General features: G+C 70.9%; 16 protein-coding genes. 10 read left to right on the plus strand and 6 right to left on the minus strand.

Annotation, left to right across the window (positions count from 1 at the left end):
* Window positions 1–6 precede the first annotated feature (6 nt).
* Window positions 7–1587, minus strand: a complete 1581-nt coding sequence (locus ACIQU4_RS04145; RefSeq protein WP_403725463.1) for a methylmalonyl-CoA mutase — start codon at window positions 1585–1587, stop codon at window positions 7–9.
* A 176-nt stretch (window positions 1588–1763) separates the two neighbouring features.
* On the opposite strand from ACIQU4_RS04145, the gene ACIQU4_RS04150 reads away from it, so the two are divergent.
* A complete protein-coding gene (locus ACIQU4_RS04150; protein WP_403725465.1) occupies window positions 1764–2642 on the plus strand; it encodes a peptidoglycan-binding protein in 879 nt (292 codons plus the stop codon).
* A 350-nt stretch (window positions 2643–2992) separates the two neighbouring features.
* Here ACIQU4_RS04150 and ACIQU4_RS04155 read toward each other — a convergent pair whose 3' ends face one another.
* Together ACIQU4_RS04155 and ACIQU4_RS04160 are read right to left on the minus strand one after the other, a co-directional pair.
* Window positions 2993–4045 (minus strand): hypothetical protein, encoded by a 1053-nt coding sequence (locus ACIQU4_RS04155; RefSeq protein ID WP_403725468.1) that lies wholly within the window; start codon window positions 4043–4045, stop codon window positions 2993–2995.
* Window positions 4045–4788 (minus strand): RNA polymerase sigma factor, encoded by a 744-nt coding sequence (locus ACIQU4_RS04160; RefSeq protein ID WP_403726002.1) that lies wholly within the window; start codon window positions 4786–4788, stop codon window positions 4045–4047. The genes ACIQU4_RS04155 and ACIQU4_RS04160 overlap by 1 nt, the downstream gene beginning before the upstream one ends.
* A 333-nt stretch (window positions 4789–5121) precedes the next feature.
* Here ACIQU4_RS04160 and ACIQU4_RS04165 point away from each other — a divergent pair, with 333 nt between their 5' ends.
* The 6 genes from ACIQU4_RS04165 to ACIQU4_RS04190 all read left to right on the plus strand — a co-directional run bounded on the left by ACIQU4_RS04165 (window position 5122) and on the right by ACIQU4_RS04190 (window position 10134).
* The gene (locus ACIQU4_RS04165; RefSeq protein ID WP_403725470.1) at window positions 5122–5727 is read left to right on the plus strand and encodes a 2-oxo-4-hydroxy-4-carboxy-5-ureidoimidazoline decarboxylase; all 606 of its coding nucleotides are present in this window, start codon (window positions 5122–5124) and stop codon (window positions 5725–5727) included.
* Window positions 5728–5879: 152 nt separating this feature from the next.
* Complete coding sequence (gene sdhC, locus ACIQU4_RS04170) at window positions 5880–6260, plus strand: succinate dehydrogenase, cytochrome b556 subunit (protein WP_078988574.1); 381 nt, start codon at window positions 5880–5882, stop codon at window positions 6258–6260.
* Window positions 6261–6265: 5 nt separating this feature from the next.
* A complete protein-coding gene (locus ACIQU4_RS04175; RefSeq protein WP_403725473.1) occupies window positions 6266–6748 on the plus strand; it encodes a succinate dehydrogenase hydrophobic membrane anchor subunit in 483 nt (160 codons plus the stop codon).
* Window positions 6749–6772: 24 nt separating this feature from the next.
* Window positions 6773–8527, plus strand: a complete 1755-nt coding sequence (gene sdhA / locus ACIQU4_RS04180) for a succinate dehydrogenase flavoprotein subunit (RefSeq protein WP_403725476.1) — start codon at window positions 6773–6775, stop codon at window positions 8525–8527.
* Window positions 8527–9285 (plus strand): succinate dehydrogenase iron-sulfur subunit, encoded by a 759-nt coding sequence (locus ACIQU4_RS04185; RefSeq protein ID WP_403725479.1) that lies wholly within the window; start codon window positions 8527–8529, stop codon window positions 9283–9285. Before sdhA ends, ACIQU4_RS04185 begins: the two co-directional genes overlap by 1 nt.
* A 282-nt stretch (window positions 9286–9567) precedes the next feature.
* Window positions 9568–10134, plus strand: a complete 567-nt coding sequence (locus ACIQU4_RS04190) for a hypothetical protein (RefSeq protein WP_403725482.1) — start codon at window positions 9568–9570, stop codon at window positions 10132–10134.
* Here ACIQU4_RS04190 and ACIQU4_RS04195 read toward each other — a convergent pair.
* Complete coding sequence (locus ACIQU4_RS04195; protein WP_403725485.1) at window positions 10110–12599, minus strand: DUF4132 domain-containing protein; 2490 nt, start codon at window positions 12597–12599, stop codon at window positions 10110–10112. The two genes, ACIQU4_RS04190 and ACIQU4_RS04195, sit on opposite strands and share 25 nt — an antisense overlap.
* Before the next feature lies 1 nt (window position 12600).
* Window positions 12601–12933 carry a hypothetical protein gene (locus ACIQU4_RS04200; protein ID WP_403725488.1) on the minus strand — a complete coding sequence of 111 codons (333 nt, stop codon included), beginning with the start codon at window positions 12931–12933 and terminating at the stop codon, window positions 12601–12603.
* 95 nt (window positions 12934–13028) lie between these two features.
* Between ACIQU4_RS04200 and ACIQU4_RS04205 the strand changes: the two genes are divergently transcribed.
* From ACIQU4_RS04205 to ACIQU4_RS04215, 3 genes are read left to right on the plus strand one after another with little or no spacing between them, the layout of a single operon-like run.
* Window positions 13029–13853 (plus strand): alpha/beta fold hydrolase, encoded by an 825-nt coding sequence (locus tag ACIQU4_RS04205; protein ID WP_403725491.1) that lies wholly within the window; start codon window positions 13029–13031, stop codon window positions 13851–13853.
* Between the two features lie 52 nt (window positions 13854–13905).
* Window positions 13906–14154: a type II toxin-antitoxin system RelE/ParE family toxin gene (locus tag ACIQU4_RS04210; RefSeq protein ID WP_403725494.1), complete on the plus strand. Its 249-nt coding sequence runs from the start codon at window positions 13906–13908 to the stop codon at window positions 14152–14154.
* On the plus strand, window positions 14151–14462 hold the full coding sequence (locus ACIQU4_RS04215) for a helix-turn-helix domain-containing protein (protein WP_403725497.1): 312 nt from the start codon (window positions 14151–14153) through the stop codon (window positions 14460–14462). Before ACIQU4_RS04210 ends, ACIQU4_RS04215 begins: the two co-directional genes overlap by 4 nt.
* Before the next feature lie 113 nt (window positions 14463–14575).
* On the opposite strand, the gene ACIQU4_RS04220 is transcribed toward ACIQU4_RS04215, so the two are convergent.
* Entirely contained in the window at window positions 14576–15187 is a 612-nt protein-coding gene (locus tag ACIQU4_RS04220) for a CAP domain-containing protein (protein ID WP_403725500.1), read from the minus strand.
* Window positions 15188–15332 lie beyond the last annotated feature (145 nt).

Below are 15332 nucleotides of genomic sequence, written 5' to 3' on the forward strand. Positions count from 1 at the left end.
GGCATTTCACCAGGTGGAATCGGTCGGCTGGTACGTCCCCCACACCTCCCGCAGCGCGTTGCAGACCTCGCCCACCGTGGCGCGGGCGCGCAGGGCCTCCTTCATGGGGTAGAGCACGTTCGCCGTGCCCGCCGCCGCCTCGCGCAGGGTGTTCAGCGCTGCCGCCACCGCCTCGCCGTCGCGCTCCGCGCGCAGGGCCGCCAGCGCCTGACGCTGCCGGTTCTCGATCTCCGGGTCGACGCGCAGCGGCTCGTACCGCTCCTCCTGATCCAGCGTGAAGCGGTTGACCCCGACCACCACGCGCTCGCCGCCGTCCGTCTCCCGCGCGATGCGGTACGCGTTCCGCTCGATCTCCCCCTTCTGGAAGCCGGCCTCGATAGCGGCCACCGCCCCGCCCAGATCCTCGACCCGCCGCATCAGCGCGAGCGCCGCCTCCTCGACCTCGTCCGTCATCCGCTCCACCGCGTACGAGCCCGCGAAGGGGTCGACGGTGTGCGGCACGTCCGTCTCGTACGCGAGCACCTGCTGGGTCCGCAGCGCGAGGCGCGCCGATTTCTCCGTCGGCAGGGCGATCGCCTCGTCGAAGGAGTTGGTGTGCAGCGACTGGGTGCCGCCCAGCACCGCCGCCAGTGCCTGCACGGCCACCCGTACGAGGTTCAGCTCGGGCTGCTGCGCCGTCAGCTGCACCCCTGCCGTCTGGGTGTGGAAGCGCAGCATCAGCGACTTCGGGCTGCGGGCCCCGAACTCCTCGCGCATGACCCGGGCCCAGATCCGGCGCGCGGCCCGGAACTTCGCGACCTCCTCCAGCAGCGTGGTGCGGGCGACGAAGAAGAAGGAGAGGCGCGGGGCGAACTCGTCGACCTCCATCCCGGCGGCCAGCGCGGTGCGTACGTACGCGATCCCGTCCGCCAGCGTGAACGCGATCTCCTGCGCGGGCGAGGCACCGGCCTCGGCCATGTGGTAGCCCGAGATGGAGATGGTGTTCCAGCGGGGGATCTCGGCCTTGCAGTACCTGAAGGTGTCGGCGGTCAGCCGGAGCGAGGGCTCGGGCGGGAAGATGTAGGTGCCCCGCGCGATGTACTCCTTGAGCACGTCGTTCTGCACGGTTCCGGTCAGCTGCGCGCCCGCGATCCCGTGCTCCTCGGCGACCAGCTGGTACATGAGGAGCAGCAGCGCCGCCGGGGCGTTGATCGTCATGGACGTGGAGACCCGGTCGAGCGGGATCCCGTCGAAGAGCACCCGCATGTCGTCGACGGAGTCGACGGCGACGCCGACCTTGCCGACCTCCCCGTGCGCCAGGGGCGCGTCGGAGTCGTGCCCCATCTGCGTCGGGAGGTCGAAGGCGACCGAGAGTCCGGTGCCGCCGCCGGCGATGAGCTGCCGGTACCGGGCGTTGGACTCGGCCGCCGTCCCGAACCCGGCGTACTGCCGCATGGTCCACGGCTTGCCGGTGTACATGCTCGGGTAGACACCTCGCGTGTACGGATACGCCCCTGGTTCGCCCAGTTTGGCCCCAGGATCCCATCCCGTCAGATCCCCCGGCCCATACACAGGTTCGATCGGAATCCCGCTCTCGGTACTGGCCATGTGACCAAACCCTCCATGGAGCAAATGGGCTCGGGGCTGATACAACTCCCCGCGGCGGCTCCGGCTGTCGTCTGACGGCCGCTGGTCACAATGGCGCAACATCCCTGGACCGTCCGCAACTGTCCACGCCCGTCAGGCATCACCTACATACACGACGTAGAAATCGGGGGACTGCAATGCTTCGCCAGAGAGTCATAGTCCGCACGCTCGGGGTGGCCACCGCCGTCGCGCTCGCCGCGACCGCCTGCGGGCCCCAGAAGACGGAGCCGGCCGGCTCCGCTTCCACGGTGCCGTCCGCGTCCGCGGCGGGTTCCACCCCCGAGAGTTCCCCGTCGACGGACGGCAAGCCCGGCGACGCCTCACCTTCGCCCTCGCCGTCCGCCTCGCAGTCGGCCTCGCCGTCCGCGTCCCCCTCGCCGACCGTCAAGGCCATCATGGCGAACGGCGACGAGAGCGAGCAGGTGCGCGAGCTCCAGGCCCGCCTGAAGCAGCTCAAGTACATGACGGTCGCCCCGACCGGCTTCTACGGCTCGAAGACGACCGCCGCGGTCAAGTCCTTCCAGTCGAAGAACGACCTGACGGCCTCGGGCGCTGTCGACGACGCCACCTGGAAGAAGATCCAGGGCGTCAGCAAGAAGCCCACCGCCGACGAGCTGCGCCCGCCGACCGTCAACGAGGTCGACGCGCCGGACCCGCGCTGTATGACGGGCCGCGTCATGTGCATCAGCAAGGAGAGCCGCACGCTCGCCTGGATGATCGACGGCAAGACCGTCTCCACGATGGACGTCCGCTTCGGCTCCGAGAACACCCCGACCCGAGAGGGCCAGTTCAAGGTCGAGTGGAAGGCCAAGGACTGGACGTCGACGATCTACCACACGCCGATGCCGTACTCGATGTTCTTCAGCCAGGGCCAGGCGGTGCACTACTCCGCCGACTTCGCGGCCCGCGGTTACGCCGGCGCCTCGCACGGCTGCGTGAACGTCCGGGACAAAGGCAAGCTCGCGTCGCTGTTCGAGCAGGTGCAGGTCGGCGACAAGGTCGTCGTCTACTGGTGATCCCCGACGGCCGGGCGGTGCCGGCGATCCCGGTGACTCCGGTGATCCCGGCGATCCCGGCGACTCCGGTGATCCGGTCGGTGAAGTAGAGGGCGCGGGCAGGGCCGGGGGAACGAACCCTGCCCGCGCCGGGTGCGCAGAGCCCAGGGGTACGGGGGGAACCCCGGCTCATGCGCGGCCGATGACCAGTCGGCTCGATATGTACTGCGCCGCAGGTTCGAAAAGTGTTACAGCCCGTTCATGACGTCGCCCGTAACCTGCCCGGTGAGCCCGTACGGACCGTCCGAAGACCACCCGAAGGATGGCCGGAAACAGCCGTCGGGCTTTCGGGCTTTCGGGCTTTCGGACCTTCAGCGCGACGGCAGGCGGGCCGGCGCGGACATGCCCGGGCTGGCCGGGGCGAGCGTCGGCGCCTTGAGTACGTCGCCCCCGATGTCCGAACCGCGCGGAACGGTCGGGGTGGTGCTCCTGGCCGGTCCGTCGAGCAGGTCCTCGCAGAAGTGCGGGATGCGGGCGAGGCCCTTCGCCAGCTTCGAGAGCTTCTCGCGGCGGTCCGAGGTCATCTGCCCCGAGCGGTAGGCCTCGCACAGGTCCACCGCCTTGATGCGGGTCTGCCCGTCCTTCAGCGAGGTGGTCCCGCCCGCGAGCGCGTCCATGCCGCCCTTCGTGCCCTCGGGGTCGCTGCCGTCCTTGTCGGCGCCGCCGCCGGACGCCGCGTCGGGGCCGGTTCCCGTTCCGGTTCCGAATCCCTGCGGCGCGCCCGAGTCCAGGCCGCCGGGCGTCGACCCGCCGCCCGGGGTGGGCTGTACGCCGTCGGCGCCCCGGAACGGAGTGGGCCGCAGCTGCGGGCCCGGGGTCGGGCCCCCGGTGTCGCCGGGCGGCGACGGGTTCTCGTCTGCGCTGAGGGACACCGCCGGTACGGGACCCGCCGAGTCGTGGGTGCTCCGGTCCAGCAGGCCGGCCCCCGCGGCGACCGCCAGGCCTCCGACGGCGACGCCCGCCAGCGCGGCGACGAGTCCGAACCGCACCGGGCGGCTGCGCCGCGCCGTGGACACAGGGGCGGCGAGGGGGAGGATCCTGCCGAGTTCCACGAGGGGGGAGGTGTCGCCGCCGGCCGGCGAAGGCATCCCGGGAAGCGCCGGAGCCCCGGAGACCGTCGACGCCCCGGACACCGCCTGAGCCCCGGCCTCGGCGCGCGCCGCGCGGAAGGCGGCCACCGCGGCGGCCTCGCCGGGCAGTTCCACCCCGGCGCACGGCTGCGGCCCGGCCAGCATGTCGAGGGCGGCTCTGAGCCGGGCCTCCGCCTCGCGGGCGCTCCGGTCGCCGCCAGGTACGGCCTGGCCGCCGCGCAGCACTCGTTCCGCCGCGGCCTGGTCCAGCCACCTGTTGCGCTCGTCGGCCATCACATGTCCTTCTGCGTCCGCCAACGTGAATGCGTCACACCGGTTTGCTGTACGAGACCACCGCCCCGGCCGCGCTGAGCGGGTACGGCGTCGAGATCCCTCCCGCCCCCGCCGTCCCGCGCCTGGCCACCGGCATTATGGCCGACCGGCCCCGCCGGGTCCGCGCCCGGATCCGGCTCGGGCGCGAAGCCGCCCTCCGAGCCGAGCAGCTCTGCCAGTTTCTTCAGGCCCCGATGGGCCGCGGTGCGTACGGCCCCGGGCCGCTTGCCCAGGGTCTCGGCCGCGCTCTTCGCGTCGAGGCCGACGACGACCCGGAGCACCACGGCCTCGGCCTGGTCCTGCGGAAGCTGGGCGATCAGTGCCATGGTCCGGCCGGTCGACAGGGCCTCCATCGCCTCGCCGGCGGTGTCGCTGTCGGCGGCGCGGCCCGTCAGCTCGGTCTCGTCGCCGCCGATGGCGGGACGTCGTCCGCGCATGCGGATGTGGTCGAGGGCCCGGTTGCGGCCGATGCGGGCGGCCCAGCCGCGGAAGCGGTCGGCGTCGCCGGTGAAGGAGTCGAGGTCGCGGGCGATCTGCAGCCACGCCTCCGAAGTCACGTCCTCCGCGTCGCCGTCGCCGACGAGCGTGCGTATGTAACCGAGCAGGCGCGGGTGCACGGCGCGGTACACAGTACGGAAAGCGCTCTCGTCGCCGCCCTGTGCCGCGAGCACCGCGGCGGTCAGCTCCGCGTCGTCCCCCAGCAAAGTCCCCAACCGTTTCACTGTCCTGTACCTGTGGCGCAAATCAGCACGTTACGGCTTTCAAGTACCTTCGTCCACGAGTTGTACGGGGAGCAACCAATCGTGCGCGAAGCGGGGTGTGACACAAAACGCACTCGCGGCGCTGACAGGGGTACGGGCTTGTCGCACGAGCCCGTACGGACGGCGACCGGGGCCTCTCCTGTGGGGGGTGGCGGCCTCGGTCGTCTTCCCCTCTCCCCCACCAGGCTGTTTCCTCGCCACGCCCGTCATCCTTTCGGCTCACTTCCGGGCGAAAAGCTCGGATCTGTACGACACACCCGGCCCGGCGTCGCTAGCGTGGCGGTACACCCGCGCCACGCCCCGAGGAGCCCCCCGCTGTCCAGCCACCTTCCGGCACAGGCCCGCGGCAGCTCCGATCCCTCCCCCGGCTCCGGACTGGCGCGGTTCAACGCCCTCTCCCCCGAAGCCGCCGAGGCCGTGCTGCTGCACTGCTGCGGGAGCCGGCGCTGGGCGCAGCGGGTGGCCGCCCACCGACCGTACCCGGATCCGGGCGCGCTGCTGGCCGCCGCCGACGAGGCCTCGTACGACCTCTCCCAGGCGGACCTGAGCGAGGCGCTGGCCTCGGAGTTCCCGGTGGAACTGGACCACGGGGCCTCGTACGCCGCGCTCCTGGCGCTCGACGCCGCGCACGCGGAGTACGAGCGCAAGTTCGGCCACGCCTTCGTGATCTGCCTGGACGGGCACCCGCCGGAGGAGCAGGCGGACCAGCTGCTGGCCGCGATCCGGCGCCGCATGGAGCTGGAGGCGGACGAGGAGCGGTCGATCTCGGCGGACGAGCTGCGCCGCCTCGCCCAGGTGCGGCTCGCCGACCTGACACATTGGCTGACCTCCCCAGACGGTGTATCCGCTGCGAATTCCGGGCTATTCGCCCCTGTGGGATAGTCCGTCCGTGCCTGTTTGATCACACCGATGGACCCGGCGCGAGGGAACCGACAAAGCGTCGCTACGATGTCCGGGGCCGGAGGACCGTACCCGGCCGGGCCCGACCGACAAAGAAGCCGGCTGGCCCCCGCCCCGCTTCCGGAGGGTTTTCCGTGCCGGCTGGAACGTTGTACCGCGGCCGGGAAGGAATGTGGTCCTGGGTGGCTCATCGAGTCACCGGCGTCCTCATCTTCTTCTTCCTGTTCGTACACGTCCTCGACACCGCTCTCGTCCGCGTCTCCCCCGAGGCGTACGACGATGTCGTGGCTACCTACAAGACTCCGATCGTCGCGCTGCTGGAGTACGGCCTCGTGGCCGCCATCCTCTTCCACGCGCTCAACGGTCTCCGTGTGATCGCCGTGGACTTCTGGTCCAAGGGCCCCCGTCTCCAGAAGCAGATGCTCTGGGGCGTCATGATCGTCTGGATCATCCTGATGATCGGGGCCCTGTACCCCGTCCTGGGCCACGCAGCTGCCGAACTGTTCGGGAAGTGACACTCATGTCTTCTGACACTTCTTCCGCCCAGGCCATCGGCGACGTGGAGGGCGTAAGCCTCTACGACGTCGACAACCCGGCGCCGTACATCGAGGCCCCGCGCAAGCGCACGGGCAAGACGCCGCGCTCGACCCGCGGCAACTTCGAGATGGCCGCCTGGCTGTTCATGCGCCTCTCGGGCGTCGTCCTCGTCGTACTCGTACTCGGCCACCTGCTGATCCAGCTGGTGCTGGACGGCGGCGTCTCCAAGATCGGCTTCGCCTTCGTGGCCGGCCGCTGGGCGTCCCCGTTCTGGCAGGTCTGGGACCTGCTGATGCTGTGGCTCGCCATGCTGCACGGCGCCAACGGTCTGCGTACCGTCATCAACGACTACGCGGAGCGCGCCAACACGCGGCTGTGGCTGAAGGGCCTGCTCTACACCGCCACGGTGTTCACCATCCTTCTGGGCACGCTGGTGATCTTCACCTTCGACCCGAACATCCGCTAGGCAACGGGGCTGAGGCGAAACAAGATGAAGATCCACAAGTACGACACCGTCATCGTCGGCGCAGGTGGCGCGGGCATGCGTGCCGCCATCGAGTCGACGAAGCGCAGCCGCACCGCCGTGCTGACGAAGCTCTACCCCACCCGCTCCCACACGGGCGCCGCGCAGGGCGGCATGGCCGCCGCGCTGGCGAACGTGGAGGAGGACAACTGGGAGTGGCACACCTTCGACACGGTCAAGGGCGGTGACTACCTGGTCGACCAGGACGCCGCCGAGATCCTGGCGAAGGAGGCCATCGACGCCGTCCTCGACCTGGAGAAGATGGGCCTGCCGTTCAACCGCACGCCGGACGGCACCATCGACCAGCGCCGCTTCGGCGGCCACTCGCGCAACCACGGCGAGGCCCCGGTCCGCCGGTCCTGCTACGCCGCGGACCGCACCGGCCACATGATCCTCCAGACGCTGTACCAGAACTGCGTCAAGGAGGGCGTGGAGTTCTTCAACGAGTTCTACGTCCTGGACCAGCTCCTCGTCGAGGAGGACGGCGTCAAGAAGTCGGCCGGTGTGGTCGCGTACGAGCTCGCCACCGGCGAGATCCACGTGTTCCAGGCCAAGGCCGTCATCTACGCCTCCGGCGGCACCGGCAAGTTCTTCAAGGTGACCTCCAACGCGCACACCCTCACGGGTGACGGCCAGGCGGCCTGCTACCGCCGCGGCCTGCCGCTGGAGGACATGGAGTTCTTCCAGTTCCACCCGACGGGCATCTGGCGCATGGGCATCCTGCTGACGGAGGGCGCCCGCGGTGAGGGCGGCATCCTCCGCAACAAGGACGGCGAGCGCTTCATGGAGAAGTACGCGCCGGTCATGAAGGACCTCGCGTCCCGTGACGTCGTCTCGCGCTCCATCTACACCGAGATCCGCGAGGGCCGCGGCTGCGGTCCGGCCGGTGACCACGTGTACCTGGACCTGACGCACCTGCCGCCGGAGCAGCTCGACGCGAAGCTCCCGGACATCACCGAGTTCGCGCGTACGTACCTGGGCATCGAGCCGTACACGGACCCGATCCCGATCCAGCCCACCGCGCACTACGCCATGGGCGGCATCCCGACGAACGTCCAGGGTGAGGTCCTGTCGGACAACACCACCGTCGTCCCGGGCCTGTACGCGGCCGGCGAGGTCGCCTGCGTCTCCGTGCACGGCGCCAACCGTCTCGGCACCAACTCGCTGCTGGACATCAACGTGTTCGGCAAGCGCTCCGGCATCGCCGCGGCGGAGTACTCGCAGGAGAACGACTACGTCGAGCTCCCCGAGAACCCGGCGCAGCAGGTCGTCGACCTGGTCGAGCACCTGCGCAACTCCACGGGCAAGGAGCGGGTCGCCGACCTGCGCCTGGAGCTCCAGGAGACGATGGACGCCTGCGTGATGGTGTTCCGTACGGAGCAGACCATCAAGACCGCGGTCGAGAAGATCGCGGAGCTGCGCGCGCGCTACAAGAACGTGTCCGTCCAGGACAAGGGCAAGCGCTTCAACACGGACCTGCTGGAGGCCATCGAGCTGGGCAACCTGCTCGACCTGGCCGAGGTCATGGCCGTGTCCGCGCTCGCGCGCAAGGAGTCCCGCGGCGGTCACTACCGCGAGGACTACCCGAACCGCGACGACGTCAACTTCATGCGCCACACCATGGCGTACCGCGAGGTCGGAGCCGACGGCTCGGACTCGGTCCGGCTCGATTACAAGCCGGTCGTCACGACCCGCTACCAGCCGATGGAGCGTAAGTACTGATGGCTACCCCCACCCTGGAAAAGATGGAAGAGGCGGCTGCGGCCTCCCCGTTCATCACGGTCACCTTCCGGATCCGCCGCTTCAACCCCGAGATCTCGGACGAGGCGCAGTGGCAGGACTTCCAGATCGAGATCGACCCGAAGGAGCGCGTGCTCGACGGTCTCCACAAGATCAAGTGGGACCTCGACGGCACGCTGACCTTCCGCCGGTCGTGCGCGCACGGCATCTGCGGTTCCGACGCGATGCGGATCAACGGCAAGAACAGGCTCGCCTGCAAGACGCTGATCAAGGACATCAACCCGGAGAAGCCGATCACGGTCGAGGCCATCAAGGGCCTCACGGTGATGAAGGACCTTGTCGTCGACATGGAGCCCTTCTTCCAGGCGTACCGCGACGTCATGCCGTTCCTCGTCACCAACGGGAACGAGCCGACGCGTGAGCGTCTGCAGACGGCGGAGGACCGCGAGCGGTTCGACGACACCACGAAGTGCATCCTGTGCGCGGCGTGCACCTCGTCGTGCCCGGTGTTCTGGAACGACGGGCAGTACTTCGGCCCGGCGGCGATCGTCAACGCCCACCGCTTCATCTTCGACTCGCGTGACGAGGCCGGCGAGCAGCGGCTGGAGATCCTGAACGACAAGGACGGCGTGTGGCGCTGCCGCACGACCTTCAACTGCACCGACGCGTGCCCCCGCGGCATCGAGGTCACGAAGGCGATCCAGGAAGTCAAGCGCGCGCTGATCACGCGCCGCTTCTGACCTGGCGGTCCGCGTTCGTACGAGGGCCCCGCTCACCGGTTTCCACCGGGGGGCGGGGCCCTCGCCCGTTCGGGTGATCACCGATCCGGCCCAGGACGAGTACGCCACCCACCGCGTCCACGCCCCGGTGAGCTCGTCACCCTCCCCGAGTCGATCGGCGCCAAGGTGACCCTGGACGTGGCCGCGGTCCTCACCGCCGCGCGGCGCAAGCCCGAAAGCGAAGACAGCGAGCTCTCCTGACCGGGGTACGAGGTCGGGCGAGGCTGTGGAAAGATCGAGCGCATGAGCGAGCAGCAGCCGAATCCGTACTCAGGTGACAACGGGGCCCCAGGGGGCCCGGGTTATGGATACCCGCAGGGGTATCCGGCGGCTCCGGGGACTCCCGGGTACGGGTACCCGGCCACACCGCCCGCGCCCGGGTACCAGCCGACCGTCGGCGGCGCCGGCATTCCGGCCCCCGGGCAGCCCCCGATGATGCCGCCCGTGCAGCCTCCGGCCTATGGCGGCGGGTCCGGGCTGGCCCTCGGCGACATCACCATCGCCGGGGACCAGATCATGACTCCCTCGGGCCCGATGCCGCTCAAGGGCGCGATGTGGAACGCCTCGGACCTCTCCCGCACCGAGACGAAGATCCCGGCGCACGCCATCGTGCTCGCGGTCATCTTCTTCCTGTTCTGCCTGCTCGGTCTGCTCTTCCTCCTCATGAAGGAGAAGACCACCACCGGCTACATCCAGGTCACCGTCACCAGCGGCGGCCGCCACCACTCCACGATGATCCCGGCGGTCGACGCGAGCACCTACCCGTGGGTGATGCAGCAGATCAACTACGCCCGTTCGCTCAGTATCTGACGGGTGATCGTCGGGTCGGTGATGCCGGTGTCGTCCGCCAGCATCATCGCCTTGCTGAGGATCAGCGCGAGCGTCCTGTCCCCCTCGAAGGGCAGGTACCCGGTCTCCGTCCCGGAGGCCGTGCGCCCCGCCGGCACGATGCACAGGTACTGGTCGCCCGGGTCCATGAGGATGTTCCCCGACCCGAGGTGGATCCGGTACGCGCGCAGCTCGCCCCGTACGTGCAGGAACCGTCCCTCGATACGGCACCGGTCGGCGATGGCGAGCCTCGGGACCAGCCGCTCCAGCAGGAGCCGGCGGGTCTCGGCGGTCTGGCTCAGATCGCCGAAGCCGTACGCGTTCCAGTAGTCGTGGAAGCGGCCCTCGGGGCCGCCGTCCTGCCACGTCGGGTCGTTGCCGACGCTGGCCACGCCGACGAACAGGTCCACATCGCGCAGGACTTCGCTGAGCACGAGCGCGGGGACCTCGGTCAGCGGCACCGGATCGACCGGGGCCTCGCCGCCCCGGAGCCACATCGTGTACTCGCCGCCACAGGTGTGCGCCAGGTTCTCCGGGGCGCCGATCGGGTAGAAGCGCACCTGGTCGGTGCGCAGCCGCAGGAAGCTGCCCGAGTCGGTGATGTCGTTGTAGTCGTGGTCGTCACCGCCGTCGCCCTCGATCCAGTACTCGGCGCGCAGCCCCCACTGCGGCAGCTCGCGGACGGCGGGCGGCGCGCTGTCGTCCACGGCGAGGCGCAGCTTGTTGCGCCAGCCCCGGACGGCGGCCAGCGAGTGGAACTGGTGCTGACGCAGGTAGTGCGCGGCGAAGCGGTTCGAGTACGTACCGGTGCGCAGCTCGGCGTCGGTCAGCGGGTACACCTCGCGGTGGGCCTGCTTGAACGGCTGCGTGATGCCGTGCCGTTCGAGCCAGTCCCGCCATGCCGCGACCTCGGCCGGCTCGCGGTCGATGGGGTGCCAGAGGGTCACCTCGGCGCCCTCGGTGACCGGGGTGCCGGCGAGGGTGCGCAGCTCGCCGTCGGCGAAGCCGACCGGGGTGCCGTCCACCGCCCAGAGCAGGCGGCGGGCCAGGGTCCCGACCAGGGGGTGGTCGACGTACCGCTCGCGCCACTTCCCGTACGGCCAGGTGCGCCGGGCGAGGAACTGCCGGTCCAGCCGCTCGGCCTGCGCCCCGAGCATCTTGTCGATGTCCTTGACGGCGGCCTTGAGCTCCTTCAGCTCCTCGGCGTGGTCGCGGCGCACGGCGGCCGGCACGCTCTTGACCGCCTTGCCGGCAGCGCTGCGCCAGGACAGCGCCGCCTTGGCTCCGCGGACCTCCACGAGGGCGGTGGTCCCGCCCAGCGCGTACTCGGCCCGCCCGACGCCCGTCAGTCCGTACGCAGGCACGGCGAGCTCCTCGATCTCCTCCCGGCTCAGCCCGAGCGCGACGGCCCGCGCCTCCAGGGCCGAGTCCAGCATCTTGAGGGTGCCCTTGAAGGTCACGCGGGTGGCCAGCCGGGCCAGCTCGGCCAGGGCGGCTTCGCTGTCGATACGGGAGAGGGCGGTGACACCGGCGTTGGCCACCTTGGGGCCCCGCGGGCCGAGTCCCGCGACCTTGCGCAGCGAGGTCTCGACGAGCGCGCCGAGCGCCCGCGCGGTGTCCGGGTGCGGGGGCAGGAAGGACAGCAGCCAGGCCAGGCCGCGCAGGGCGTTGGCGTTGTACCCGTCGTACGTGTCGTTCGGGTTCGGCCCGTACCGGTCCTCGTCCAGGGTGTGGGTGCGGGGCGCGCCGACGAGCCGGAGCCAGCCGAGCAGCCGCTCGCGCACCTCGTCCTCCCCCGCCTCCTTGACCAGCGCCCGGCCGGTCTTCTCCCACTTGGCGGTCGGTTTGGCGGCCGTCGCGGTCAGTACGTGCGCGAGGAGGACGTGCCAGCGCTCCCCGTCCGCCAGCGCCCGGTCCGCCCAGGGCTCGCCGATGTTGAGCACGGGCTCCGTCAGCCGGGGGGCGAGCTCGACGAACGGCCGGTAGCCGTACGTGCCCAGCGCGGTGCGGCGCACGGCGGCGACGGCGGCCGGCGGGACCGGGCGGCCCGCGTCCAGCTCGGCGAGGACCAACTCCGCCACCCAGCCGTGGTAGCTGAGCGTGCCCTGACGGCCGATCTCGTCGAACTTCGCGCGCCGCTCGGCCGCGATCGGGTCGTCGCCGGCGGTCAGGCCCCGCCCGACGGCGGCGGCGATGCCCAGGGCGTTGTCCCGCGCCGGGGAGTCCTCCGCGAGCGCGCGGACGGCCTCGACGAGCGCGTCCATCAGGCTTCGGCGGAACGTGGCGGGCCGGGCCCGTACGGCGGCGAGGAGCTCCGCCGCCTCCTTGTTGGTCTGCCAGTGGCCGCTGTAGTGGATGGCCGCCTTCAGCAGCGCGGTGGCGAGCTCCGAGGCGTTCTCGTCCGCCAGGGCGCGGTACGCGGCTTCGGCGTAGGTCCGGTTGGCCATGTCAGCCACCCACCAGGGCGACGAGCTTCAGGAAGGTGACCTCGGTACCGAGCGGCAGGTCGACGACCTCGTCGAGATCGGTGACCTGACGGTCCCCGACGAGCACGAGGAACCCGTTGCGCCGGAAGGCGGTGAGCGCGGTCTCGGCCTGCTGCTCGGCATCGGACCGTTCGGGCAGTTTCACCAGACCGGCGGCGCGCCGCTCGGCCACTTCCTGGAAGACCCTGCGTCGGATCAACTCGCGCAGCGCGAGCCGCTCCTCGGCCACCTCGAACTCCCAGCCGTCGGCGCGACCGCCGGAGGTCGTCTCGTCGACGAACGTCACCATTCCCATGTCCAGAAGCCTAGGACCCCCCTCTGACAACGCCCCGGCCTTCGGCCCCCGGATAACCACAGGCGGTTGCGGCGCGCGTCGTAGAGGCTCTCCCCATGACCTCCGTGAACTCCATGACCTCCGTGAACCCCGTGAACTCCATGAACCCCGTGAACCCCCTCCTTGCCCATGACGTGGCCGGTCCGGCGGACGGCCCGGCCCTGATCCTGCTCCACTCCTCGGTCTGCGACCGCCGCATGTGGGAGCCGCAGTGGCGACCGCTGGCCGAGGCCGGATTCCGGGTCGTCCGGGCCGACTTCCGCACCTGCGGGGACTCGCCGGCGGCGGTCGCGCCCTACCGCGACCAGGACGACGTACTGGACCTGCTGGACTCCCTGGGCGTCGAACGGGCCGCCTTCGCCGGATCCTCGTACGGCGGCCGCGTCGCGCTCGGGATCGCGTCGCGGCATCCGGAGCGGGTGGCCGCACTGGCCCTGCTCTGCCCGGCCGTCCCGGCCCAGCAGCGCGGCCCGGCCCTGCAGAAGGTCGTCGACGCGGAGGACGCACTGCTCGAAGCGGGGGACGTCGCGGGGGCGGTGGAGCTGATGGTGGACACCTGGCTCGGCCCCTCGGCGGACGAGGCGGCCCGTGCGCTGGTCCGCACCATGCAGGGCCGCATCTTCGAGGTGGCGCAGGCCGTCGAATCCCACCACGAACTCCCGGAGCACGAAACCGATCTCGGAGCCATCACGGCCCCGACCCTCGCGGCAGGCGGCGCCCACGACGTCGAGGACTTCCGCGCCATCGCCGCCACCCTCCCCCACCGCATCCCGGGTGCCCGCCACATCGAACTCCCCTGGGCCGGCCACCTCCCCTCCCTCGAACGCCCCGAGGAAACCACGGCCCTCCTCCTGGACTTCCTCCACCACCCGAACGGCTGAGTCTCCCCCGTCCGGCCCCCTGGCCTCCCGGCCCGCTCCTACGCTTCCGCCCATGACGGAACGCTGGCTCCTTGAGGTGGAACCGGAGGTCCGCGAGTGGCTGGAAGACCTGCCCGTGCGGCACTACAGGGTGGTCGAACGCCACGCGGACCGGCTCGCGGATGCCCCGACGACGCTTGGCGAGCCCTACTCCCGGCACCTCGACGGGGCAGTGCACGAGCTGCGCTTCACCTTGGACACGAACGCGGTACGCATCACGTACTGGCTCGCGCCCGGCCGACGTATCGTGTTGCAACCGTGAGCAAGGGCTACCACACGACGTGGAACATCCCGGACGAGCACCGGGCCGACCCGGCCTACGTCGAGGCGGGAGCGGCCATCGCCCTGGGCCAGGCCGTGTACGACCGGCGCAGCGCCCTCGGCCTGACACAGCGCGAGCTCGCCCAACGTGCGCGTCTGCCCGAAGCCGAGGTCGAACGCATCGAAGGCGGCGCCGTCACGCCCGACGTCGCCCTCCTCCATGTGCTGGCTCGCGCCCTCGACGCCAAGATCGACCTGTCGATCGACGCGGACGACACACACGTCAGCTTCGTCGCACATGCGGCGTAGGCAGTCTCCGCCATGGCGCTGCTCGGAGAAGGCGATCGGCGACCACGCCCTCCCTCCCCGGGCCTGGTGGTCGTCGATGCGGGCATCGGCCGGCACCTCGCCGGCGTAGCCGGTCACTGCTGGCAGCGGCCGAACGTCACGACGTAGGTTCCGGCCTGGCTCGCTCCGGTTCCCGCGCGGTCCGCCGCGCCCGGCTGGGCCCAGGCCCCGATCTCTCGTAGCGAGGGGTCCAGGACGATCTGGCGGTGGCCGTACGTGCTGACGTTCACCCACCAGTTGACCGCGGCCTTCGGGGTTCCCGAGCCGCCCCAGCCCGTGTACGTGATCTCGGCGACGGCCCATGACCTGGGGTTCGGGCAGTAGCCCGCGGCCTTGATGCGGCTCTGCGGTGTGGAACCGGTCTGCGGGTTGCGGTGCGAGTCCTTGCCCGGCCCCCACCACTTCAGCTGCACGGCGGCGGCCGAGTGCTGCTGCGCCGCGTTCGTCAGGGCCTGGTTCACGGTGAGGGCGGGCAGGCCCCGCTGGGTGCGCTGGGCGTTGATGAGGCAGATCAGCGCGTTGCGTACGGCGGTGTCGTTGCTGCTGCTCGGGGCCCGGCTACTGGCCGCGGCGTCGCAGGTGACGGCCGTCGCCGGCGCTGCGGCAACCGGTACGAGCACGGTCGACAGGGCTCCGGCCACGGCCAGGCCCAGAGCGGTTCGGGTGAGCGAAGCGTGCCTGCTCAAGGAGGTCCACCTCCCGCGAATTGCGGACAGTGCTTTCCCGTGGTTTCCCGTGGCGGCGATGCCGGGCAGCCGTACGTTTCGGCCCGCGGCCCGGCCCGGCCCCACGGCTTCTCCTCCAGGCTGCCACCCGGCCCGCCGGCCCGCC

Source organism: Streptomyces sp. NPDC090741 (assembly GCF_044769045.1).
Classification (GTDB): Bacteria; Actinomycetota; Actinomycetes; order Streptomycetales; family Streptomycetaceae; genus Streptomyces.

Excerpts from the sequence above, each read along its gene's own strand:
- ACIQU4_RS04205 (WP_403725491.1), top strand. The coding sequence starts at position 13,029 with ATGACCTCCGTGAACTCCATGACCTCCGTGAACCCCGTGAACTCCATG.
- ACIQU4_RS04155 (WP_403725468.1), bottom strand. The coding sequence starts at position 4,045 with ATGGCCGACGAGCGCAACAGGTGGCTGGACCAGGCCGCGGCGGAACGA.
- ACIQU4_RS04195 (WP_403725485.1), bottom strand. The coding sequence starts at position 12,599 with ATGGCCAACCGGACCTACGCCGAAGCCGCGTACCGCGCCCTGGCGGAC.
- ACIQU4_RS04210 (WP_403725494.1), top strand. The coding sequence starts at position 13,906 with ATGACGGAACGCTGGCTCCTTGAGGTGGAACCGGAGGTCCGCGAGTGG.
- sdhA (WP_403725476.1), top strand. The coding sequence starts at position 6,773 with ATGAAGATCCACAAGTACGACACCGTCATCGTCGGCGCAGGTGGCGCG.
- ACIQU4_RS04185 (WP_403725479.1), top strand. The coding sequence starts at position 8,527 with ATGGCTACCCCCACCCTGGAAAAGATGGAAGAGGCGGCTGCGGCCTCC.
- ACIQU4_RS04190 (WP_403725482.1), top strand. The coding sequence starts at position 9,568 with ATGAGCGAGCAGCAGCCGAATCCGTACTCAGGTGACAACGGGGCCCCA.
- ACIQU4_RS04200 (WP_403725488.1), bottom strand. The coding sequence starts at position 12,933 with ATGGGAATGGTGACGTTCGTCGACGAGACGACCTCCGGCGGTCGCGCC.
- ACIQU4_RS04150 (WP_403725465.1), top strand. The coding sequence starts at position 1,764 with ATGCTTCGCCAGAGAGTCATAGTCCGCACGCTCGGGGTGGCCACCGCC.
- ACIQU4_RS04175 (WP_403725473.1), top strand. The coding sequence starts at position 6,266 with ATGTCTTCTGACACTTCTTCCGCCCAGGCCATCGGCGACGTGGAGGGC.
- ACIQU4_RS04145 (WP_403725463.1), bottom strand. The coding sequence starts at position 1,587 with ATGGCCAGTACCGAGAGCGGGATTCCGATCGAACCTGTGTATGGGCCG.